Below are 22436 nucleotides of genomic sequence, written 5' to 3' on the forward strand. Positions count from 1 at the left end.
ATATTCCGACTGCCACCTTTTTATTTGAAGTGTAAGTTATTACAGTTCTCCTACCATATCCACCGGTATCACCCACGCGTCAAATTCTTCAGGTGTAACATAACCGAGTTTCACGGCCATTTCTTTCAGTGTGGTTCCTTCCTTATGTGCTTTTTGCGCGATTTCGGCTGCTTTGTAGTAACCGATTTTTGTATTCAGGGAAGTGACGAGCATCAGCGAGTTGTTCACGTGTTTGTCGATATTGGCCTGTATGGGTTCGATGCCCACGGCGCACTTATCGTTGAAAGAAACACATCCTTCGCCGATGAGTCGGGCGCTGTGCAGGAAGTTATAGATCATCATGGGTTTGAACACGTTCAGTTCAAAGTGGCCGGTGGCGCCGCCCACGTTAATGGCCACGTCGTTTCCGATCACCTGTGCGGCAATCATGGTGAGCGCTTCGCATTGGGTGGGATTCACTTTTCCGGGCATGATGGAGGAGCCGGGTTCATTGTCGGGGATGAACAATTCGCCAATGCCGGAGCGCGGTCCGGAGGACAGCATACGGATATCATTGGCGATCTTCATCAGGCTCACGGCAACGGTTTTTAACGCGCCATGTGCTTCAACGATGGCATCATGCGCGGCAAGCGCTTCGAACTTGTTCTCCGCGGTTACAAAGGGCAATCCGGTTAGGTTGGCGATATGACGCGCCACGTTCTCTGAATAACCTTTGGGTGTATTGATGCCTGTTCCCACGGCGGTTCCGCCGAGTGCCAGTTCAGAAAGGTGCGCCAGCGTATTGCGGATGGCTTTCAGTCCGTGGTTGAGTTGAGATACATAACCGCTGAACTCCTGTCCTACGGTCAATGGCGTGGCATCCATGAAATGGGTTCTGCCGATTTTCACCACCTTCATGTAGGCTTTACTTTTTTCTGCCAGTGTGTCGCGGAGTTTTTCGATACCGGGGATGGTTACTTCGATCAGTGTTTTGTAAGCCGCGATGTGCATCGCGGTAGGGAAAGTATCGTTGGACGACTGTGATTTGTTCACGTCATCATTGGGGTGCAGGAACTTTTCTTTATCGGTAAGGGAGCCACCTTTCAGTACATGTCCGCGGTAGGCAACCACTTCATTCACATTCATATTGCTTTGGGTACCGGAACCGGTTTGCCAAACCACCAGGGGGAAATAGTCGTCCAGTTTTCCTTCAAGGATTTCGTCGCAAACCTGTCCGATCAGTTGTGCTTTTTCTTCAGGGAGAACGCCGGCTTCAAAATTGGTAATAGCAGCTGCTTTTTTCAGGTAGGCGAAGGCTTTGATGATCTCCTTCGGCATACGGTTGATATCCTGCGCAATGCGGAAGTTATCGATAGAACGCTGGGTTTGCGCGCCGAAATAAGCTTGGGCTGGTACTTTCACTTCGCCCATAGTGTCTTTTTCTATTCTGTATTCCATTTTTGGTAGATTTTCGGGGCAAAGGTAGGGGTTTTCGGGTGGGAATTTGTTTCACGCGATTGCTTCGTACCTCGCAGGAGCAATGAGGCAAAGCGTTGGTGGGTGGGAAGGTTTCTATAAGGAGGAGGAAGATGCTCGCAACGGCGCTACGACGCAACGTTTGGCGTTTTATTTGGGATATCTGTTAACCTGAATTTTGGCTGATGTGTTTGCGGTATAGAAAAAGAAGAAAGAGAGGTTTTCAAAAATTAAATGAAGCCTCTGAGAATAGCATAAACGAAAATTGCCTCCATCAGGGACCCGAATAAAAAGAGGGTGTATCGTTCTTTTGATACACCCTCTCTGCTATTACTTAATGCAACGTTGCGTCGTAGCGCCGTTGCGAGAAACTACACCGCGAAACTCTCTCCGCACCCGCAACTCCTGCTCGCATTCGGATTACTGAAATAGAAACCCTTTCCGTTCAACCCGTCGGAGAAATCAAGTGTGGTATTGACGAGGTACAGAAAACTCTTCAAATCCGTTACCACTTTTACGCCATTGTCTTCAAATACCTGGTCCATGGGTTTTTGTTCGTTGTCGAAGTCCAGTTTATAGCTGAGACCTGAGCATCCGCCACCCACCACCGATACACGGAGGAAATAATCGCCTGATCCTTCGATGGCAGCATCCTGCATCAGCTTACCCACTTTGTCCTTGGCCTTATCACTCACGTAGATCATCGTACGAAATTTAATTAGTGAACACCTTTCTCTTCGAACACCAGTTCTTCCAGACCGTTCTTCACGCGGTAGTCGTTGATGGCGGCTTTGATGGCGTCTTCAGCGAGTACGGAGCAGTGAATTTTCACGGGTGGAAGGTTCAGTTCTTCCACGATCTCCATGTTGTCGATGCTGAGGGCCTGGTCCACTGTTTTTCCTTTCAGCCATTCGGTGGCGAGAGAAGAAGAGGCGATAGCGGAACCGCATCCGAAGGTTTTGAATTTTGCGTCTTTGATTACGCCGGTAGCGTCGTCCACTTCAATCTGCAGGCGCATTACGTCGCCACATTCGGGAGCGCCTACCAGTCCGGTGCCTACGTTTTTCTGTGCTTTATCCAGGGTACCCACGTTTTTGGGGTTGTTATAGTGGTCGATCACTTTTTCAGAGTATGCCATGATATTTTGTTTTAATAGTGAATGTTGAGCTCCGAACGATGTTTGCGAATAATTCAACATCCATCATTCAAAATTATTAATGGTGCTGCCATGCTACCGATTCCATATCAATGCCTTCCTTGAACATTTCCCATAGCGGGCTCATTTCACGGAGTTTGTTCACGGTATCAGTAACGGCTTTTATCGTATAATCTACTTGTTCTTCTGTTGTAAAACGGCCCAGGCCGAAACGGAGGGAAGAGTGCGCGAGGTCGTCGCCCAGTCCCAGCGCTTTCAGTACATAAGATGGTTCCAGTGAAGCGGAAGTACAGGCGGAACCTGAACTCAGCGCGATATTCTTGTTGAAACCCATCATCAATCCCTCACCTTCCACGTATTTGAAGGAAATGTTGGAAACGTGTGGCAGACGGTGTTCTTTGCTGCCGTTTACATAAGACTCCTCGATTTGGGTAAGCGCGTTTTCCAATTTGTCGCGCAATGCGCTGATGCGTTTGGTATCGGCTTCCATTTCGTTCATGCAAAGTTCGCAGGCCTTACCCAGACCAACAATCCCGGGTACATTCAGCGTGCCGCTGCGCATGCCTCTTTCGTGGCCGCCACCGTCCATCTGCGCGGTTACTTTCACGCGGGGATTCTTACGACGAACATACAGTGCGCCAACACCTTTGGGACCGTACATTTTATGTGCGGAGAACGCCATCAGGTCAATGCCATCCTTGTTCACGTCTACCGGAACTTTACCTACTGCCTGTGTGGCATCCGTAAAGAAAAGCACGCCGTTCTTACGGGCAAGTGCACTAATCTCTTTTACAGGCTGAATCACACCCACCTCATTATTCGCGTACATGATGGCGATGAGGATGGTAGTTGGTTTGATGGCGGCTTCCAGTTCCTTCAGATCTATCAGCCCTTCAGGATTTACAGGAAGATAAGTTACTTCTCCACCCTGTTTTTCAATATGCTTGCAGGTATCCAGCACGGCTTTGTGCTCGGTAACGCAGGTAATGATGTGGTTTCCTTTGCTGGCGTACATTTCGTATACACCCTTTATGGCCAGGTTGTCACCTTCGGTGGCACCGGAAGTAAAAATGATCTCTTTGGGATCGGCGCCAATCAGTTTCGCCACCTGCTCCCTGGCATAATCCACGCCCTCTTCAGCGCTCCAGCCAAAAGAGTGGTTCCTGCTGGCCGCGTTCCCGAAATGATCGGTGAAATAAGGCAACATGGCTTCCACTACCCTCGGATCACACGGCGTTGTGGCATTATTATCGAGATAGATCGGAAATTTGAGCATTGTCTTGTTTATATTTGATTATACAATACAAAAATACTGCAAAGGGTTGGAGTTTCCGTTTCTTATGTCATAATTTCTGGTTATTCCGGCATAGATAAAAGCAATGGTGCCAAATCCGCTGCAGGATTGAAAAACAAGGTATAATGAAAGGAATTGAACACATCGGCATAGCGGTGAAGAACCTTGAAATAGCCATTCCCTTGTATGAGAAACTACTGAACACAGGCTGTTATAAAACGGAGGAGGTGGTTTCCGAGCAGGTAAGAACGGCTTTTTTCCAGACCGGTCCTTCCAAAGTTGAGTTGCTGGGTTCCTTAACGAAAGATGGCGTCATCAACCGGTTCATCGAAAAGAACGGGGAGGGGATACACCATATCGCATTCGAGGTGGACGATATTTATGCTGAAATGGAACGACTTAAAAATGAAGGTTTTACACTTATTAATCCCGAACCCAAACGCGGGGCCGACAATAAACTGATCTGTTTTGTACACCCCAAAACAACGGGTGGTGTGCTGGTGGAATTGTGCCAGGAGATCAGGGGTTAAAAGTAAGCCCGGTATGGAGATACCGGGCTTGATTCCTAACCTTTGTAAAATATTATTTCGAACGATCGATAAAAAAAACCTTAGCTATTTTACGTAGTTATACCGAAGATAATAAGTGTTTTTATTTAAACATATTAAAATTATTAAATTGGGGATAAATACCTGAAGCCGGTAGGTCGTGCGGGAGAAATGTGGATTACTCTTCCTCGGGTTTGGAGAGACCGAGTTTTTCAACGGCGATCTGGGCCGCGATCTGGCTGGCGTCTTTCTTATTGTAGGCTTTGCCTTCGGCCAGCAGTTTTCCATCCACTACGGCGCCGATGGTAAAAAGGCGGCGACCGTTCTCAAATTTTTCACTGAGGGTTTCAAATTCGAGGTTGTGTCCGTTTTTGTTTGCCCAGCCGTACAACTTGTTTTTGTGGTTGATCTCGAGGGTTTCGAGGTCGTCCATAAAAAAGTGGGGGATGATGATGCGTTCCAGCACCCATATCCTGGTTTTGTTGTAGCCCTTATCGAGGTAAACCGCGCCCACAACGGCTTCCAGCGTATTGCCGAAAATCTGGCTGATCTTTAGAGAGTTATCCAGCTTATTGAAGGCGGTGATCTTTTTCAACCCCATTTTCACGGCAATTTCGTTGAGCTGCTGGCGGTTCACCATTTTGCTCCGCATTTCCGTGAGGAAACCTTCTTCTTTATAGGGATATTTTTTGAAAAGATAATCGGCGATGATGGCGCTGAGAATCGCGTCGCCCAGGTATTCAAGGCGTTCGTTGTTCTGATCGGCGTTGTCGCGAACGGAGCGGTGGGTCAGCGCTGTCTTATAAAGGGAGAGTTTTCCAGGGGTGAACCCGATAACATTCTTTAATTGCGCCTTAAAACCAGTTTCCCCGGTCGATTTCCTGAAGAGTCTGTCGAATAATTCCACAGTGGTCAAGCTACGAATTTTTTTACAATCAGTGAAGCATTGTGTCCGCCGAATCCGAAAGTATTGCTGAGTGCTGCTCTTACGGTTCTTTGTTGTGCTTTCCAGAAAGTAAAATTCAGTTGCTGGTCCAGTTCGGGATCGTCCGTAAAGTGGTTGATGGTGGGAGGAACAATATCGTTTTGTACGCTGAGGATGGAAGCGATGGCTTCTATGGCCCCTGCGGCACCCAGGAGGTGACCCGTCATCGACTTGGTGGAGCTGATGTTCAGGTTATACGCGTGTTCTCCGAATACGTGTTTGATGGCCTTTGTTTCGGCGATATCACCCAGTGGGGTGGAAGTGCCGTGCACATTGATGTAGTCGATGTCTTCCGGTTTCATTCCCGCGTCTGCGAGGGCGGCGAACATGACGTTCTTTGCGCCGAGTCCTTCGGGGTGAGGGGCTGTGAGGTGGTGCGCGTCGGCGGTTGCGCCGCCTCCGGCGATCTCACAATAAATTTTGGCGCCTCTTTTCAGCGCGTGTTCCAGTTCTTCCAGGATCAGCACACCTGCGCCTTCACCCATTACAAAACCATCGCGTTCCTTATCGAAGGGGCGGCTGGCTGTTTTGGGGTCGTCGTTTCTTTCGCTGAGCGCTTTCATGGCGTTAAACCCACCCACACCTGCTTCACTGATTACACTTTCAGAACCGCCGGAAATAATGATATCGGCTTTTCCGAGACGGATGTAATTGAAGGCGTCGAGGATGGCGTTGGTAGAAGAGGCACAGGCGGAAACAACGGAGAAGTTTGGTCCTCTGAAACCGTGGCGCATGGAAATATGCCCGGCTGCGATATCGAGGATCATCTTTGGAATAAAGAAAGGATTGAAGCGGGGAGTACCGTCACCTTTCGCGAAATTGGTCACCTCTTCCTGGAAAGTAATCAATCCGCCGATCCCACTGCCATAGATCACACCTACGCGGTCGGGATTAACGGATTCTTTGGAGATGCCTGCATCGGCTACCGCTTCATCGCTGGCCACGAGGGCCGTTTGGGTGAAACGGTCGAGTTTGCGGGCTTCTTTTTTGTCCAGATAATTGGTGGCTTCAAAGTTCTTCAGTTCGCACGCGAAACGTGTTTTGAACTTGCTGCTGTCAAAGAGGGTAATGAAATCGGCGCCAGGTACGCCATTGATCAACCCGTTCCAAGATTCAGAAACAGAATTACCCAATGGAGTGAGGGCACCGATTCCAGTTACTACAACTCTTTTTAATTCCATATTATCCTTTCTGGATGTTACTTTCAGATGGAGGGAAATTACTTCGCGTGCTCTTCGAGGTACGCTACTGCCTGTCCTACAGTGGTGATGGTCTCAGCTTGTTCATCAGGAATAGAGATGTTGAATTCCTTCTCAAATTCCATGATCAGTTCCACGGTGTCGAGTGAATCAGCACCTAAGTCGTTCGTAAAAGAAGCTTCGTTGGTTACTTCAGCTTCATCAACGCCTAATTTGTCGACAATGATTTTCTTCACTCTTGTTGCGATGTCTGACATTTTTGTAAGATTTAATTATGGGTGCAAAAATAGAATTTTTGAGCAAATTGCAATCAATCACAGATTTTTGTTAAAAAACTTCTTCATGGCACTGAAACTCATCGAGCACGGTTCCCCGGAATATAAGCAAATGGTGGACCTCCGTTACCAGGTATTGCGTCAACCGCTGGGTTTGTCATTCGACGACGTCCAACTCGCGGCGGAAAAGGAAGATATACTCATCGGGGCATTTGATGAAGAGGACCTGCTCGCCTGTTGTGTACTCACAAAAGAAGACAGTGATACGGTTCGGTTAAGGCAGATGGCGGTACAGAATAACCTGCAGGGCAAGGGAATAGGCGCCACCCTGATGAACTTCGCTGAAAATATCGCGCGCGACAGAGGTTTTACCCGGCTCACCATGCACGCGCGCAAAACCGCGGTAGGCTTTTATGAGAAACTGGGTTACAATGTTTGCAGCGACGAATTCCTGGAAGTGACTATCCCGCATTATGTAATGGAGAAATCCCTGCTTCAGTTCTGATCTTTTACACGGAGAAGTTGTTGCAGAACATTCGTCCTACCTGCTTTTCTGTGAAATCTACCTTTTGCGCACCGGATTATTACCGGAACTTTATCCGCTTTTTAGTTGTTTCTAATCTATAATACAGCACATGAGCATCGGAAAAATTCTCCGTATCGTATTGATTCTTGCCATATTGGGGGTAATTACCTGGCTGGTGGTAGAGAAAGTTTCCCGCACCGAAAAGGCCGCTGAAAAGAATGCCCCTGCAAAAAGTTCCGGCGCTTTCCTGGCCGATGGTTTCGTGGTGGCCACTTCTTCCATCAATAATTCCGTGGATGCGGCAGGTACACTTGCCAGCAACGAAATGATAGAACTCAAATCCGAGATCACGGGCCGGGTAACAGGTATATTTTTTAAAGAAGGCGCCCAGGTAAAAAAGGGTGATCTGCTGGTGAAACTATATGATGAAGATATCCGGGCACAGATCAAAAAACTGGAATACCAGAAGAGTTTAGCCGAAAAAACGCTTGAAAGGCAGAAAGAATTGCTGAAAATAAGTGGTATAAGTCAGCAGGAAGTAGATATCTCCGCCAATCAGGTAGATATATATAATGCTGATGTGTTGTACCAGAAGGCGCTTTTGCAACGCACGGAACTGCGTGCACCGTTCAGCGGCATCATCGGAATCCGCAACATCAGCGAGGGGGCGATCATCGCGCCCACCACTGTAATCGCTACTTTATTGCAGAACAATCCCCTTAAAATAGATTTCACCATCCCCGAAAAGTACCGCCCCGTCATCAATACCAAAGATTATATAGAGTTTACCGTAGCCGGCGATACCAACCGCTATCGTGGTAATATATATGTAATCGATCCACAGATCGACCTCACCACCCGCACGGTGAAGATCAGGGCCCTGGCCTCCAATCCTTCCGGAAAGCTTTCTCCAGGCACGTTCGCCAGCATCAAACTTGTTTTACGCAATACCCCGGATGCCCTTATGATTCCCTCCCAGGCGGTGATTCCCGGCTCCCGCGATAAAAAAGTAATTGTGTCTGAAAACGGTCAAACCAGGTTCGTGACCGTGGAAACCGGCTTGCGTACCGAACAGGAAGTACAGATCACTTCCGGTCTGCAACCGGGCGATACCATCCTCATCAGTGGCATGATGCAGGCGAAACCCGGCATGCCCGTGAAGTTCACCAACCTGAAAAAACCAGCCTGATAATATATGAGTTTACCATCCCTCTCGTTAAAAAGGCCGGTTTTCGCCATCGTGATGAACATCATCATCGTACTGTTCGGTGTGGTGGGCTTTACTTTCCTTGGCGTCCGCGATTTCCCTGCCATCGATCCACCCATTGTGAACGTGCGCACTTCCTACCCCGGTGCCAATTCGGATATCATTGAAACACAGATCACCGAACCGCTGGAGAAATCCATCAACGGCATCGCCGGTATCAAAAATATCTCTTCCAGCTCCAGCCAGGGTTCCAGCAATATCACGGTAGAATTCGACCTGGGTATCGACCTGGAAGCCGCCGCCAACGACGTGCGCGACAAGGTTTCCCAGGCACAACGCAGTTTGCCCCCGGATATCGACGCGCCGCCCGTGGTTTCCAAAGAAGACGCGAACTCCGACGCCATCCTCGCCATGACCGTGCAGAGTAATGTCCGGAACCAGTTGGAAATCACGGAATATGCGAGTAATGTACTCGTAGAGAAATTACAAACCATTCCCGGCGTGAGTTCCATCCGTATATGGGGCGAAAAGCGTTACGCCATGCGGCTTTGGATGGATCCGGTAAAGCTCTCAGCGTATAGTCTTACACCAAGTGATGTGCAAGCCGCGCTGCAACAACAGAACGTGGAACTTCCCGGTGGGAAGATCGCGGGTAACGCCACGGAGCTTACCGTACGCACCTTCGGGAGACTTAATACAGAAGACGATTTCAACAACCTGATCCTTAAAAATGAAAACGGCAGCACCATCCGATTCCGTGATATCGGGCAGGCTATACTTGGTCCGGAGAATGAGGAAACCATTCTGAAAGAATCGGGTGTACCCATGGTGGCGCTGGCGTTAACGCCGCAGCCGGGTTCCAACTATGTAGCCATTACCGATGAATTTTACAAACGATACGACCAGCTCAAAAAAGACCTTCCCGAAGACATCATCACCAATGTAGCCTTTGACAATACGCGTTTTATCCGCAAATCGATACTCGAAGTGGAAGAAACGCTCATCATCGCGCTGGTGCTGGTGATCCTGATCATCTACCTTTTCTTCCGCGACTGGCTCATGGCCTTCCGCCCATTGGTAGACATTCCCGTTTCGCTGATCGCGGCGTTCTTTATCATGTATTTGTGCGGGTTCACCATTAATATCCTTACGTTACTGGCCATTGTACTGGCAACAGGACTGGTGGTGGATGACGGCATCGTGGTAACAGAAAACATTTACAAAAAAATTGAAGCGGGCATGCCACGGATGCGCGCCGCCAAAGAAGGTTCTGAAGAAATATTCTTCGCGGTCATCGCCACGTCCATCACGCTGGCTTTTGTGTTCCTGCCCATAGTTTTCCTGGAGGGCTTCGTAGGAAGCCTGTTCCGTGAATTCGCCATCGTGGTAGCGGGTGCGGTATTGGTTTCCGCCTTTGTATCGCTTACGTTAACACCTGTATTGAACGTGAAACTGGGGAAGAAAACGCACACCCATTCCTGGTTCTACCGCAAAACGGAACCTTTCTTTACAGGTATGGAAACGGGTTACCAACGTTCCCTGGAAAAATTCATGAAAATCAGGTGGACCGCTATGCTGATTATCCTGGGTTGTGTGGCGCTCATCTTTTTCGCCTTCCGTTCCCTGCAATCGGAACTGGCGCCCCTGGAGGACCGTAGCCAGTTCAGGCTTTCCTTCTCCGCGCCGGAAGGTACCGCATACGATTATATGGCCGCGTACATGGATGAAGTGGTTGATTTCATTATTGATTCCGTTCCTGAAAAAAAGGCCCTCATCACCGTTACTTCCCCTGGATTCAGTGGTGCGGGCGCCGTAAACAGTGGCTTCGCGAATATCGTTTTGAACGAACCCAATGAGCGGACACGCTCACAAAAGGATATCGTGAACATGGTGAACCGCAACATGAAGAATTTCCCGCAGGGAAAAGTGTTCGCCACCGAGCAGCAGACCATCCAGGTGGGAAGAAGGGGAGGGTTACCCGTTTCCTTCGTATTGCAGCACATCAACTTTGATAGTCTTTCCGCGGTTTTGCCGCGTTTCCTCGACGAAGCCGGCCAGAACCCCGTTTTCGCGAACGTGGATGTGGACCTGAAATTCAATAAACCAGAACTCCGTATTGAGATCAATCGTGCAAAAGCAAGTGAACTCGGAGTTTCTGTAGATGATATCTCTCAAACCCTGCAACTGGCGCTCAGTAACCTGCGCTATGGTTATTTCGTCCGCAACGGAAAGCAGTACCAGGTGATGGGGCAGGTATTCCGGGCCAACCGCGATAAACCCGCCGATCTCCAGAATATTTATGTAAGAAATAGTCGGGGCGAAGCCATTCAACTCGATAACCTCGTTACTATTGAAGAGAAGACGAGTCCGCCTGTGATCTACCACTTCAACCGGTACAAATCCGCCACCGTTTCAGCGAGCCTGGCACCGGGCAAAACAATTGGCGACGGGGTGGACGCGATGTACGGGATAGTGGACAAACTGAAAAAGGAAGGCGTGATGGACGATTCATTCAATACCGCGCTATCCGGTTCTTCCCGCGATTTCGCTGAAAGCGGCTCCAATACATCCTTTGCCCTGCTCCTTGCCCTGGCACTGATTTACCTGGTACTGGCCGCACAGTTCGAAAGCTGGATCGACCCGCTCACCATCATGCTTACCGTACCGCTGGCATTTGCCGGAGCGTTGTTCTCCCTGTGGATATTCGACCAAACCTGGAACATCTTCTCCCAGATCGGGGTGATCATGCTGATCGGGCTGGTCACGAAAAACGGTATCCTCATCGTGGAATTCGCGAACCAAAAGCGCGACGAAGGATTGAGCAAGTCGGAAGCCGCAATTGTAGCATCTTCCATGCGTTTGCGGCCCATCCTCATGACCAGCCTGGCCATGGCGTTGGGCGCTTTACCCATCGCCCTGTCGCTCGGCGCGGCTTCTACCAGCCGTATCCCGCTTGGAATTGTAATTGTGGGTGGCATCATGTTCTCGCTGGTACTCACTTTGTACGTGATCCCAGCGATGTATTCTTATTTGTCAAGAAGAAAAAAATCGAAGGACGCGGATGAACTGGTAGACGAAGAAGCCAGCATTTCCGTGGCCCAGGTATAAAAAGCATCAGCATGAAGCAATATTTGCTCCGATCTATACTGCTCACCACATTGGGTTTTCTGGCAACCGGTATTTCCGCGCAAAACCTGCTTACGCCGGAAGACGCCATTGCTGCCGCGTTGGAGAAAAACTACGATATAAAACTGGTGCGGAACGATTCAGCTTCCTTCGCCGTGGATTACCAGTATTCCTATGCCGGCTTCCTACCCCGCATCAACGGTACGGCTTCAAAAACCTGGAACGTGAACCGGCAGAAGCAGGAACTGAGCAATGGCACCAAACGCGATACCAGCGGCATTCAATCCAACAACCTATCTGCCTCTATCGGAATGAACTGGACCCTGTTCGATGGCCTTAAAATGTTCGCCACGCGCGAAAGACTGAAACAATTCCAGGCACTGGGCGAATTAACGGTGAAGAACCAGGTGGTGAATACGGTGGCCGATGTGCTCGTGAACTATTACAATATTGTTCGCCAGAAGCAACAACTGCGCGCCATCGAAGAGCAGATGTCGATCAACGAAGAGCGTGTGAAAATCGCCGATCAGAAGATATTTTCGGGGCTGGGTTCCAAACCCGAACTGCTCCAGGCGAAAGTGGACCTGAACGCCCAAAAAGCTTCCAGGCTGGAACAATTAACGTTAATAGGGCAACTCCGCGACCAGCTCAACCAACTGATAGGCCTGAATGTGGGAGAAGTGTACGAAGTACTTGATTCTATTCCCATCAACAGCGGGTTAAGTCTGGGAGAAATCACGCAGAACCTGGACCAGACCAACCCCGCACTTCTGCTGACCAAAAAGAACATAGATATCGCCGGGCTGGTATTGAAGGAAAGACGGGCGGAACTTTGGCCCACACTGAGTTTAAATACATCGTATAACCTTTCACGTAATGTGAACAAAGCGGTGATCAACACCTTTACGCCGTTGTTCAACCAGAACCTGGGTTTCAATTACGGCTTCGGTTTATCGGTCCCCATTCTCAACGGATTCAATACAAGAAGACTCATTAAACAGGCTGAACTGGACATCGCTTACCAGGAAACCTTCTACGACAACCAGCGTTCACTCATCAACGTGGCCATCAGCAATGCTTTCAAGGATTATGTATTGCAGAAGGACCTGCTGGCGCTGGAAGAAGAGAACATTCAACTGGCGAAAGAAAATGTGGTGATCGCGCTGGCGCGCTTCAAGCAGGGACTGTTCACCAACCTGGAACTGCGTGAAGCGCAAATCAGTCTGGAACAGGGCTACAACAGGTTGATCGCCGCACGGTACAATACCAAACTTGCTGAAACCGAGTTGCTCCGGCAGAAGGGAGAACTCATCATCACCCGCTGATCAGCCTTTTCTTACCCGTTCGCTGATGAATTTTCTCACCTCAATGGTGCTGGGATCGCCCTGCATCGCATCTTTCGGTACGAGGAAAAAAGATTTCGCATCGAAGTAGAGGTGAAAGAAATAAGGACTTTCCATGTAATAACTGATCTGTTTCCAGTTCCAGGAACGTTCACCCATTTGTGTACGCAACACAATATGTTCATCCCGGAAACTCATCGAGAAATGATCTTTGAAGGTGTGTGATTTTTTGTAGATGCTGCCGGGAAGAATGCGCCATATCACCAGCATCAGCGCGAACCACAGCAAAGAAAATATCAGGAAGGAGATGGTTTGAATGTATTTGAGGTAGAAGAATACGGCAGAAGTAAGCGCGAACAGGTTAATAATAATCACAAGTATCTTTAATTCGGGCCTGTTCAGGAAATGATAGCGTAATGCCTGTATCACCTGTTTTTTATCGTAACCGAACTGAATGGTCATGGAGCCTTTTTTGATGAATGTTGGCAAAGGTATTGAATGAAATAAAAAGTCCACCTGCTTTTCGCAAATGGACCTTTTTTCCCTGAACCGTCCTATGTAATATTTTGTGATTTCTTAAAGGCTGATTGTTATGAGTGCAAAGATATCGGCGTCGAATTATAAGTGCAATACTACGAAGTGGTATATTTTTCTACAATACCCTGTTTAGGGGATTTTCCCGTAAAGCGTAAGTATTTTCGCGGTGATTTGATAAAAGAATTAAATAGTAGAACCAACTTTTTAAAAAAATAAAAAACGGAATTGATTTAGCGCAATAGTGCTTAATTTTCAGGTTTACCTTGAAACCTTTGTGATGAAAAAGACCCTTGTTTGTACATTGATCCTTATGGCCTTTTCTTTTTATGTTGCCGCCCAAACACAATCTGCGGGCTGGCTCGCAACCTTCAACACCATTAAGACCGGTAAAAAAACAAGCATTCACTACGATATGCAGTTCCGTTCCTCCGGTCAATGGAAGCAGATGCAGACCATGTTGTTCCGGCCCGGTCTTAACTATCATTTCCGCAAGAACATGACCGCTACCGTGGGTTATGCTTTGATAGAAAACAGGAGGAACATTACCGGTGTTTCCGGCTACGCACCTGAACACAGGATATGGGAGCAGTTTATTGTAACGCATCCCGTGGTAAGCGCGGCAGTACAGCACCGTTTCCGGCTGGAGCAGCGGTTTATTGGCCAGCCTGTGGTGGATGGTTCCGGTTTAAAGACCGACGACTACAATACAGCCAACAGGCTCCGGTATTTTTTCCGTTCCGTGATTCCTTTGCAACAAACGAAAACATTTGAAAAGGGATGGTTCGCTGCCGTTCAAAATGAATTTTTTGGCAATATTGGAGAGAAATCCAATGTAAATGGCAAGTTTTTTGACCAGAACAGGCTTTACCTGGCCGGCGGCTATCGCATTAGTAAAAAGATTGATATAGAAGCTGGTTATCTGAACCAATATGTGAACGGGCGCGGTTCGAACTTTACGAATACGCATGTGGCGCAACTGGCGCTTTATACAAGACTTTGATAATTATGCAGATAAAAGCCAGGATTTTTTCGCATTTTTGCAAGCATACCAACGTTTAATAACGGATGAAGCCACAGATCTATCAATCACTTACGGAAAAGAAACAACGCGCACTGAAATCCTTCGGTGTGCTGATCGATCCCGATAAAGTGGATATGCCCGCGATAGATCAACTCACCCGGCTGGCCAACGAAGCCGGGGTGGACTACCTGCTGGTGGGCGGCAGCCTGGTGGTATCCCAGCACCTTGATGAATGTATTCTTCAGATCCGACAGCAATCGGATATCCCGGTGATCCTTTTCCCGGGAAGTCCTTCCCAGATCAGTAAGCACGCGGATGCGCTCTTGTACTTATCACTTATTTCCGGCAGAAACCCGGAGTTGCTGATTGGTCAGCATGTGATTTCTGCCCCCTTCGTCAAGAAGAGTGGTTTGGAGATCATGTCTACCGGGTATATGGTCATCGACGGCGGTGCGCCTACCACGGTTTCTTACATCAGCAATGCTTCGCCCATTCCTTCCGATAAAAATGAGATTGCGGTTTGTACCGCCATGGCCGGTGAAATGCTGGGCATGAAACTCATTTTCATGGACGCGGGCAGTGGTGCACGCAAACCCATCTCCGAAGAAATGATCGCGGCTGTTTCCGCTTCTATCGAGGCGCCTTTGCTGGTGGGCGGCGGCATTACCACACCCGAAAAAGCCTGGCGCAATTGCAGGGCCGGAGCGGATGTGGTGATTGTAGGCAACGCCATTGAAAAAGACATTACGCTGATTAAAGAAATGAGCGCTGCCGTGAAAGAAGCGGCGGTTTCTATCTAAATTGCGCGGTGCCGCAGGCACCGAAGCAATCTCCCATCGACTCGCACAAAAATTCCCGCAACGACGCCACGGCGCTACGTTAAACACGCTCATTTATATAAATCAGATTGTGCTTGTGATGTTGTGCGCAAACATGGCACACTTCTACTGCAGAATTATACTAAGAGGCTGCCCACGTTGCGCCGTGGCGTCGTGGCGAGAAAATAATTCTTAACTCCACTTTCAGAAATACACGAAAAAGATACGGCCGCGAGAAAATTCCCGCAACCGTTTGCTCCAATTTCTCTTCCTTCTTCTCCCTAACTTCCGGTAAAGTTTTTAACATGTCCCATCCCACAGCCCGCCGGAACTTTATTTCGGCCATCGGAAAAATCGGTCTCGCAAATGCCCTCGCGCAATTTGTTCCCTCCGGAGAAAATGAAACACTGAACGAGGTGTTCTCTGCCGATCCCGAAGCGGGTCACGTATTTCTCGCAAATCCATACCTCCAGGCCCCGCAACCCGATAGCATGACCATCATGTGGATCACCAACGAACTTTGCCACAGTTGGGTGGAATACGGGGAAGCGGGTCAATTGAACCAGAAAGCACAGGAAGGCTGTAATGGCCTGGTAAATGCGTGGAACCGGGTAAACAAAATAGTATTGAAAGGGCTGAAACCTGGAACGAAATATGGCTACAAAGTACACAGCAAACAGATCAAAGAATTTCAGCCTTACAAAGTAACCTATGGCGAAACCATAACGTCTGAACTGAAATACTTCACCACACCTGCCATCAACGCGGATACCGCAAGCTGGCTCGTACTGAACGATATCCACGACAGGCCCGGTTCTTTCCAGGAGCTCCTTCAACTCAACGGAACCGCTCCCTACGACTATGTTTTCCTGAACGGAGATATGTTCGATTACCAGACCGATGAGGCGCAGTTCATCAAACATCTGCTTGCGCCCTGCACCACGGCTTTCGCCGCTGAAAAACCTTTCCTGTTCGTGCGTGGCAACCACGAAACACGTGGACGTTTCGCCCGGAATATCGCCGATTATTATACGAATCCAGGGCATACACAGTATTTCTCCTACAAACAAGGGCCCGTGTTCAACATTGTTTTGGATACAGGAGAAGATAAGCCCGATACCCATCCCGTTTACGCCGGTATCGTGGATTTTGACGCTTACCGCCGGGAACAGGCGTTATGGCTTGAAAAGCAACTGCGCTCCAACGCCGCACGGAAAGCGAAATACCGCGTGGTGATGATGCATATTCCCCCGCTGTATTCCGATGAAGAACATGGCACCCTTCAATGCCGGGAACTTTTTCTGCCCCTCTTCAACCAATACAAAGTGAACCTGCTTATTTGCGGACATACCCACAAATTCGGAATGCACCCTGCTGTGAAAGGCCAACATAATTTTCCCATCATCATCGGGGGCGGACCGAAAACAGGCAACAGAACACTGATCCGCGTGGACGCGGACCAGCGACAACTGAAAGCGCAGTTGTGGAAGGATGACGGCAGTAAAATAGGGGAGTTCGTGGTAAATGGGTAATTTTTAAAAAGCTTTCCACTCATAAAGAATCACTTTACCGGTAAGTAATTTTTTGTTTACTTGCCGGTACAAGTGATTTTATTTTATGAAGAAAATTTGCCAACTGGCGCTTGCCGGTGTGTTGTTCTTTTCAACCGCCGTGGCGCAACAGACACATGACTGGAAACAGGCCACCGCCGCCGGGTATACGTACCAGTATGTTTCCAACGATCCCATGCAGACCCGCATCTACACGTTGAAGAACGGGTTAACCGTAATGTTGAGCCCGAACAAAAAAGAACCGCGTATTGCCGTGCGCATCGCCGTGAGAGCGGGCAGCAATACCGATCCCAAAGAACATACGGGACTGGCGCATTACCTGGAACACCTGCTGTTCAAGGGCACCGACAAATTCGGCTCCCTGAACTGGGAGAAGGAGAAACCACTCCTGGATAAGATTGACGCGCTGTATGAGCAATACAACAGCACCACCGACGAAGCGAAGCGCAAAGAGATTTATAAGGAGATAGACCGTGTTTCCGGTGAAGCCTCCACCTTCGCGATCGCGAATGAATACGATAAAATGATGACCGCCATGGGCGCCCAGGGGACCAACGCGCATACCTGGGTGGAAGAAACGGTGTACGAAGAAGACATCCCCTCCAATGCCACCGACCGTTTTCTCGCCGTGCAGGCGGAAAGGTTCCGTAACCCCATCCTCCGTATTTTCCATACTGAACTGGAAGCGGTGTATGAAGAGAAGAACCGTACCATGGACAACGATGGCTGGAAGATGCAGGAAGCCATGCACACCTACCTTTTCCCCACACACAATTATGGCCAGCAAACCACCATCGGTACGATAGAACACCTGAAGAATCCTTCCCTGACCGCCATCCGTGAGTATTATTACAAATACTATGTGCCCAACAATATGGCGGTGATCATGGCCGGAGATTTCGACCCCGATGTGATGGTGCGTAAAATTGAGCAGGCTTTCTCTTATATGCAACCGAAGCCGGTGGAAGAATACAACCCGGCGCCTGAAGCGCCTATTGCCGCCCCCGTTGTAAAAGAAATCTTCGGACCAAGCGCCGAGAACATGCGCATCGTTTACCGCAGCGGGAAAGAAGGAACACGCGAAGCGCTCCTGCTGAGCCTTACCAGTTCCATCCTCTCCAACGGAAAGGCCGGGTTGCTGGACCTTAACCTCAACAAATCTCAGAAGGTATTGGGCGCAGGCGCAGGTTACAGGCAGTACAAAGATTACGGCATGTTCTTCCTGTACGCTTCTCCCAAACAGGGCCAATCGTTGGAACAGGCGAAGGACCTGCTGATGGAGCAGCTCAATATTCTGAAGAGCGGCAGTTTCGATGAATCCCTGATCGCGGCCATCGTGGCCAACTATAAACTGGGGGAACTCCAGGCGTTGGAAAGCAACAACAACCGCGTGGAGGCATTGATGAACAGCTTCATTAAAAACAAAGGAACGGGCTGGAAGAACGAAGTGGCCGTGCTCGACGAAATGAGTAAGGTGTCCAAAGCGGAACTGGTGGCCTTCGCGAACAAGTTCTTCGGCGACAACAACTACCTCGTATTGTACAAAAGAAAGGGAGAGGACAAAAGCATCGTAAAAGTAGATAAGCCGCCCATTACACCGGTGGAAACCAATGCCGGTAAACAATCTCCTTTCGTGCAACAGATCAACGCCATGCCCCTGGCCCCCATCGCTCCGAAATGGATCGACTTCTCCAAAGACCTTCAGAAAGGAAAAATCGGGAAGGCCGAATTGCTGTACGTACCCAATAAAGAAAACGCGCTCTTCAAATTGTATTTCCATTTCGATATGGGCAGCTGGAACAACAAAAAACTTCCGATCGCCCTGCAATACCTGCAGTTCCTGGGAACGGATAAATACAGTTCGGAGGAGATCAGCAAGAAGTTCTACCAACTCGCCGCTAATTTCTCGGCCAATGCCGGCAACGAAGAGAGTACCATTCAACTGAACGGTCTGCAGGAGAATTTCAGTGAAGCGCTTTCCCTGCTGGAACACCTGATCAGGAATTGCAAAGCGGATGAAGCCGCGCTGGAAGGATTGAAGAACAGGTTGCAGAAAGCCAGAACCAACAACAAACTCAACAAAGGGGCCATCATGAACGGGCTGATGAACCATGCCATGTATGGTGCTTCAAACCCATTCAACCATGTGCTTACTGATGCCGAACTGAATGCGCTTACGGCCACGGAACTGGTGAACATTATTCATGGGTTGCCAGCTTTCGAACATAAAGTGCTTTATTACGGTCCGCTCAGTGTAGCCGCGCTTTCCACGGAGGTGTTGAAGTCGCATCCCATGCCATCGGCATGGACCGCGGTGCCGGTGAAGCAGCAGTTCAACCGCACCGAACAGACACAGAACGAAGTGTTGTTTGCCACTTATGATATGGTGCAGGCCGAGATGATGTGGGTGCGCAACCTGGGAACGTATAATCCGGACACGGAAACACTCACCAACCTTTTCAACAGCTATTTCGGTGGCGGCATGGGCTCCCTGGTGTTCCAGACCATCCGTGAATCCAAAGCGCTTGCTTACTCCACCTATGCTTATGTGGATGCGCCAGACAAAAAAGCGGACCGCTTTGCATTCATGGGCTATGTGGGAAGTCAGGCCGATAAACTGCCCGATGCCGTAGGCGCCATGAACGAACTCATCAACGTGCTTCCGGAAAGAAAACAGAACCTGGATGCGGCCCGTGAAAGTTTGTTGAAGGACCTTGAAACAGGTCGTATCGACAAAGAGGGAATTATTTTTGAATATTTATCCGCGCAGAAAAAGGGCCTGAATGAAGACATCCGGAAGAAGCAGTACCAGCAATTGAAAACAATGCCTTTTTCCGCTTTGGAAGTGTTCCACAAACAAAATCTTTCCAATAAGAAATATGCTTACACCATTGTGGCCAGTGAGCAACAGGTGAAACCTGCCGATCTGGAAAAGTATGGCAAGGTGAAGGTGTTGACGCTGGAAGAACTTTTTGGCTACTAGCGGCGCAGGTATCTTTTAAATACTGTAAAGAGGGTATATCGTAGTTTTCGGTATACCCTTTTTTTATGCCCAAGCAGCATTTTTACGCCATGGAGTACCGGCCCCGGTAAATAATGAATTTTAAGTCGATTATAAATAACCTGAGAGGGGAAAACCTCGAAAAGAAACTGGAAGAAGTAATGGTGTTTACACGGTACCCGGTGGCACCGCTATAGCGGTGCCACCGGGTACCGTGTAAAAAACGGGTACTAAGTCCGTTAAAACAACATACAAAAGCTGATTAGCGTTGTAAATCCTTTAACTACGTGTACTACTTCCCGCCGCTCCTCCAAAAGGAGCGGCTTTTTTATGCGCCTTTCGTATCTTACGCCCTTATATATTTTATTCTTATATGAGAAACACCTTTTTACTGGCATTGGCGTTCTGCTGTTCTTTGCTAACGGCTACCGTTATGGGACAAACAGCGCAGAAAGATGCCGCCACTGAATCAAAGTACAGTTTTTACGAAGCTTTTCAACCCTTGTTCTATCCCCAGTCTGGAAATGTGTACCGCTCCGCAAGTGGTGCGCCCGGGCCCCAGTACTGGCAGAACAAAGCTGATTACGACATTGATGTAACCCTGAATGAGACCACCAACACACTCACGGGTAAAGCGGTGATCACGTACACCAACAACAGCCCCGAGAACCTTGACTTCCTTTTCCTCCACCTCGACCAGAACCTCTTCAAGAAAGGTTCCCGTGGCGAAGCCATTGTGCCCGTAAGCGGAAGCCGCTACGATTCAAAGGGGGAAACCTTTGTTGGCGGACATAATATCGGGAATGTGGAAATGTTGCAGGCCAAAGGCAATAAAACCGCTGGTGCGCTGAAGTTTGAAATCACCGATACACGTATGCAGGTGTTCCTGCCCACACCGCTGAAGGCGAACGGCGGTAAAATAAGGTTCTCAGTAGCATTCAGCTACCAGAGTCCTTCTTTCGGGGCGGATCGTACCGGAATCCAGGAAACGAAAAACGGCAAAATATTCACCATCGCGCAGTGGTATCCCCGCATGTGCGTATTTGATGATGTGCTGGGTTGGAATACCCTTCCTTATACAGGTCCCGGAGAGTTCTACCTCACTTATGGAGATTTTAACGTGAACATCACGGCGCCCGCGTCACATATCGTGGTGTGCTCCGGTGAACTGACCAACGAAAAAGAGGTGTTTACCGCAACGCAGCAACAGCGTTGGAACCAGGCCAAAACCAGTGAAAAAACGGTGATGATCCGCGGTGCGGAAGAAGTGACGAAGCCTGAAAGCCGTCCTTCCGGTTCCACCCTTACCTGGAAATTCAAAATGCAGAACAGTCGTGATGTGGCCTGGGCCTCTTCCGCTTCCTTCATCCTGGATGCCGCGCGCATCAATCTTCCTGGCGGGAAAACTTCTATGGCGGTATCTGCTTACCCCGTTGAGAGTGATGGCGGCAATGCCTGGGAGCGTTCCACTGAATACACCAAAGCCTCTATTGAGCACTATTCCAACAAATGGTACCCTTATCCTTATCCAGCGGCGGTAAACGTGGCGGGTAACGAGGGCGGTATGGAATACCCCGGTATCGTGTTCTGCCACTACAAATCACGCGCAAGCGGGCTGTGGGGTGTTACAGACCACGAGTTCGGGCATACCTGGTTCCCGATGATAGTAGGCTCGAACGAAAGACAATATGGCTGGATGGATGAAGGTTTCAACACGTTCATCAATTTTATTTCTACCAATGCCTTCAACAATGGTGAATACAAAGAAGGTAAACCCAATATGCACCAAATGGGACGAGCGCTTACTAACCAGACGCTTGAACCCATCATGACCGCTCCTGCAGGAATGCGGGAAGGAAGCATTGGACTACTGCTTTATTACAAACCAGCGGTGGGGCTGCACCTTCTCCGCGACCAGATCCTCGGAGAAGAAAGATTTGATCGCGCCTTTAAAACATATATTGAGCGCTGGGCCTTTAAACATCCCACGCCTTGGGATTTCTTCCGCACCATGGAGAACGTGGCGGGCGAAAACCTATCCTGGTTCTGGCGCGGCTGGTTCCTCAACAACTGGCAACTTGATCAGGCCGTTACTGCCGTGAAGTATGTAAAGGATGATCCTGCGCAGGGCGCCCTCATTACTTTGCAAAACCTCGAGAAAATGCCCATGCCAGTTGATCTTGAAGTAACCTTCGCCTCCGGTAAAAAAGAGCGTATGATGGTTCCAGTGGAAATATGGGAGCGCAATAAAACCTGGACGGTGAAAATAGCTTCAAAAGAAAAGATCACCACTGTTGTAATTGATCCTGATAAAGCTTTCCCGGATATCAACCCGGCCAACAATACATTGAAATTGTAATATTGCATTTTTGAA

The 22436-nt window shown here is 48.9% G+C and carries 18 protein-coding genes; 10 read left to right on the forward strand and 8 right to left on the reverse strand.

Annotated elements, in window-relative coordinates; genetic code table 11:
* Positions 1–39: 39 nt before the first annotated feature.
* The 4 genes from fumC to M4J38_RS17255 all read right to left on the reverse strand — a co-directional run bounded on the left by fumC (position 40) and on the right by M4J38_RS17255 (position 3887).
* Entirely contained in the window at positions 40–1437 is a 1398-nt protein-coding gene (gene fumC, locus M4J38_RS17240; protein ID WP_251761049.1) for a class II fumarate hydratase, read from the reverse strand.
* A gap of 389 nt (positions 1438–1826) precedes the next feature.
* Positions 1827–2159 carry an iron-sulfur cluster assembly accessory protein gene (locus tag M4J38_RS17245; RefSeq protein WP_251761050.1) on the reverse strand — a complete coding sequence of 111 codons (333 nt, stop codon included), beginning with the start codon at positions 2157–2159 and terminating at the stop codon, positions 1827–1829.
* 14 nt (positions 2160–2173) lie between these two features.
* On the reverse strand, positions 2174–2593 hold the full coding sequence (iscU, locus tag M4J38_RS17250; protein WP_251761051.1) for a Fe-S cluster assembly scaffold IscU: 420 nt from the start codon (positions 2591–2593) through the stop codon (positions 2174–2176).
* 76 nt (positions 2594–2669) lie between these two features.
* On the reverse strand, positions 2670–3887 hold the full coding sequence (locus M4J38_RS17255) for an IscS subfamily cysteine desulfurase (RefSeq protein ID WP_251761052.1): 1218 nt from the start codon (positions 3885–3887) through the stop codon (positions 2670–2672).
* 143 nt (positions 3888–4030) lie between these two features.
* Between M4J38_RS17255 and mce the strand changes: the two genes are divergently transcribed.
* On the forward strand, positions 4031–4435 hold the full coding sequence (gene mce, locus M4J38_RS17260) for a methylmalonyl-CoA epimerase (RefSeq protein WP_251761053.1): 405 nt from the start codon (positions 4031–4033) through the stop codon (positions 4433–4435).
* 196 nt (positions 4436–4631) lie between these two features.
* On the opposite strand, the gene rnc is transcribed toward mce, so the two are convergent.
* Genes rnc through M4J38_RS17275 form a run of 3 tightly spaced genes read right to left on the reverse strand, consistent with a single transcriptional unit; the run spans position 4632 to position 6894 of the window.
* The gene (gene rnc / locus M4J38_RS17265) at positions 4632–5360 is read right to left on the reverse strand and encodes a ribonuclease III (protein ID WP_251761083.1); all 729 of its coding nucleotides are present in this window, start codon (positions 5358–5360) and stop codon (positions 4632–4634) included.
* Between the two features lie 5 nt (positions 5361–5365).
* Positions 5366–6619, reverse strand: coding sequence for a beta-ketoacyl-ACP synthase II (fabF, locus tag M4J38_RS17270; protein ID WP_251761054.1), 1254 nt, complete (start codon positions 6617–6619; stop codon positions 5366–5368).
* 38 nt (positions 6620–6657) lie between these two features.
* Positions 6658–6894 (reverse strand): acyl carrier protein, encoded by a 237-nt coding sequence (locus M4J38_RS17275; RefSeq protein WP_026751146.1) that lies wholly within the window; start codon positions 6892–6894, stop codon positions 6658–6660.
* 85 nt (positions 6895–6979) lie between these two features.
* Between M4J38_RS17275 and M4J38_RS17280 the strand changes: the two genes are divergently transcribed.
* From M4J38_RS17280 to M4J38_RS17295, 4 genes are all read left to right on the forward strand, one after another.
* Entirely contained in the window at positions 6980–7417 is a 438-nt protein-coding gene (locus M4J38_RS17280; RefSeq protein WP_251761055.1) for a GNAT family N-acetyltransferase, read from the forward strand.
* A gap of 130 nt (positions 7418–7547) precedes the next feature.
* Positions 7548–8627 (forward strand): efflux RND transporter periplasmic adaptor subunit, encoded by a 1080-nt coding sequence (locus tag M4J38_RS17285; protein WP_251761056.1) that lies wholly within the window; start codon positions 7548–7550, stop codon positions 8625–8627.
* Positions 8628–8633: 6 nt separating this feature from the next.
* Positions 8634–11753: an efflux RND transporter permease subunit gene (locus M4J38_RS17290; protein WP_251761057.1), complete on the forward strand. Its 3120-nt coding sequence runs from the start codon at positions 8634–8636 to the stop codon at positions 11751–11753.
* Positions 11754–11764: 11 nt separating this feature from the next.
* Positions 11765–13096 carry a TolC family protein gene (locus M4J38_RS17295; protein ID WP_251761058.1) on the forward strand — a complete coding sequence of 444 codons (1332 nt, stop codon included), beginning with the start codon at positions 11765–11767 and terminating at the stop codon, positions 13094–13096.
* On the opposite strand, the gene M4J38_RS17300 is transcribed toward M4J38_RS17295, so the two are convergent.
* Entirely contained in the window at positions 13097–13576 is a 480-nt protein-coding gene (locus M4J38_RS17300) for a YcxB family protein (protein WP_251761059.1), read from the reverse strand.
* A gap of 352 nt (positions 13577–13928) precedes the next feature.
* Here M4J38_RS17300 and M4J38_RS17305 point away from each other — a divergent pair, with 352 nt between their 5' ends.
* The 5 genes from M4J38_RS17305 to M4J38_RS17325 all read left to right on the forward strand — a co-directional run bounded on the left by M4J38_RS17305 (position 13929) and on the right by M4J38_RS17325 (position 22421).
* Positions 13929–14651 (forward strand): DUF2490 domain-containing protein, encoded by a 723-nt coding sequence (locus M4J38_RS17305; RefSeq protein ID WP_251761060.1) that lies wholly within the window; start codon positions 13929–13931, stop codon positions 14649–14651.
* Between the two features lie 65 nt (positions 14652–14716).
* Complete coding sequence (locus M4J38_RS17310; RefSeq protein ID WP_251761061.1) at positions 14717–15472, forward strand: geranylgeranylglyceryl/heptaprenylglyceryl phosphate synthase; 756 nt, start codon at positions 14717–14719, stop codon at positions 15470–15472.
* Positions 15473–15795: 323 nt separating this feature from the next.
* On the forward strand, positions 15796–17022 hold the full coding sequence (locus M4J38_RS17315) for an FN3 domain-containing metallophosphoesterase family protein (protein WP_251761062.1): 1227 nt from the start codon (positions 15796–15798) through the stop codon (positions 17020–17022).
* Positions 17023–17107: 85 nt separating this feature from the next.
* On the forward strand, positions 17108–20044 hold the full coding sequence (locus M4J38_RS17320) for a pitrilysin family protein (protein ID WP_251761063.1): 2937 nt from the start codon (positions 17108–17110) through the stop codon (positions 20042–20044).
* Positions 20045–20435: 391 nt separating this feature from the next.
* A complete protein-coding gene (locus tag M4J38_RS17325; protein ID WP_251761064.1) occupies positions 20436–22421 on the forward strand; it encodes a M1 family metallopeptidase in 1986 nt (661 codons plus the stop codon).
* Positions 22422–22436: the final 15 nt, after the last annotated feature.

Source organism: Parasegetibacter sp. NRK P23 (assembly GCF_023721715.1).
In the GTDB taxonomy this organism is placed as follows: domain Bacteria; phylum Bacteroidota; class Bacteroidia; order Chitinophagales; family Chitinophagaceae; genus Parasegetibacter.

Excerpts from the sequence above, each read along its gene's own strand:
- fumC (WP_251761049.1), bottom strand. The coding sequence starts at position 1,437 with ATGGAATACAGAATAGAAAAAGACACTATGGGCGAAGTGAAAGTACCA.
- M4J38_RS17245 (WP_251761050.1), bottom strand. The coding sequence starts at position 2,159 with ATGATCTACGTGAGTGATAAGGCCAAGGACAAAGTGGGTAAGCTGATG.
- iscU (WP_251761051.1), bottom strand. The coding sequence starts at position 2,593 with ATGGCATACTCTGAAAAAGTGATCGACCACTATAACAACCCCAAAAAC.
- M4J38_RS17255 (WP_251761052.1), bottom strand. The coding sequence starts at position 3,887 with ATGCTCAAATTTCCGATCTATCTCGATAATAATGCCACAACGCCGTGT.
- mce (WP_251761053.1), top strand. The coding sequence starts at position 4,031 with ATGAAAGGAATTGAACACATCGGCATAGCGGTGAAGAACCTTGAAATA.
- fabF (WP_251761054.1), bottom strand. The coding sequence starts at position 6,619 with ATGGAATTAAAAAGAGTTGTAGTAACTGGAATCGGTGCCCTCACTCCA.
- M4J38_RS17275 (WP_026751146.1), bottom strand. The coding sequence starts at position 6,894 with ATGTCAGACATCGCAACAAGAGTGAAGAAAATCATTGTCGACAAATTA.
- M4J38_RS17280 (WP_251761055.1), top strand. The coding sequence starts at position 6,980 with ATGGCACTGAAACTCATCGAGCACGGTTCCCCGGAATATAAGCAAATG.
- M4J38_RS17285 (WP_251761056.1), top strand. The coding sequence starts at position 7,548 with ATGAGCATCGGAAAAATTCTCCGTATCGTATTGATTCTTGCCATATTG.
- M4J38_RS17290 (WP_251761057.1), top strand. The coding sequence starts at position 8,634 with ATGAGTTTACCATCCCTCTCGTTAAAAAGGCCGGTTTTCGCCATCGTG.
- M4J38_RS17295 (WP_251761058.1), top strand. The coding sequence starts at position 11,765 with ATGAAGCAATATTTGCTCCGATCTATACTGCTCACCACATTGGGTTTT.
- M4J38_RS17300 (WP_251761059.1), bottom strand. The coding sequence starts at position 13,576 with ATGACCATTCAGTTCGGTTACGATAAAAAACAGGTGATACAGGCATTA.
- M4J38_RS17305 (WP_251761060.1), top strand. The coding sequence starts at position 13,929 with ATGAAAAAGACCCTTGTTTGTACATTGATCCTTATGGCCTTTTCTTTT.
- M4J38_RS17310 (WP_251761061.1), top strand. The coding sequence starts at position 14,717 with ATGAAGCCACAGATCTATCAATCACTTACGGAAAAGAAACAACGCGCA.
- M4J38_RS17315 (WP_251761062.1), top strand. The coding sequence starts at position 15,796 with ATGTCCCATCCCACAGCCCGCCGGAACTTTATTTCGGCCATCGGAAAA.
- M4J38_RS17320 (WP_251761063.1), top strand. The coding sequence starts at position 17,108 with ATGAAGAAAATTTGCCAACTGGCGCTTGCCGGTGTGTTGTTCTTTTCA.
- M4J38_RS17325 (WP_251761064.1), top strand. The coding sequence starts at position 20,436 with ATGAGAAACACCTTTTTACTGGCATTGGCGTTCTGCTGTTCTTTGCTA.